1 protein-coding gene is annotated in these 271 nt (G+C 52.8%); it reads left to right on the top strand.

Going from position 1 to position 271, the window contains the following annotated elements:
- Window positions 1-271 (top strand): IclR family transcriptional regulator domain-containing protein (locus HBA93_RS21225; RefSeq protein ID WP_502910170.1); only part of this gene is annotated, 271 nt, incomplete at both ends.

Here is a 271-nt window from a genome sequence, read left to right as displayed (position 1 = left end):
TGCGCCTGTCCGGCGTCTTGCATCATTTGCCATGCCTTATATGCGGGATCTTGCGCAGGCTTCAAAACAGGCGAACCAGCTCGCAGTGTTTGATCGGGGTTCTGTCGTGGTGATTGCCCAACAGGAAGCGCCGGATTATTGGGGCATTTCTATTCGCGTGGGGTCGCATATCAGCATGTTTGATACAGGCTCCGGCCACATCCTTCTGGCCTTCAGCTCGCCGGAAGAGCGCGAAATGATGATTGCTGCCCATATAAAAAACGATGAAAAA

The organism is Ochrobactrum sp. SFR4 (assembly GCF_019730395.1).
Taxonomy (GTDB): Bacteria; Pseudomonadota; Alphaproteobacteria; order Rhizobiales; family Rhizobiaceae; genus Pseudochrobactrum.
The sequence above is the reverse complement of the archived record's forward strand: the minus strand, read 5'-3'. Positions and strand labels throughout refer to the sequence as shown.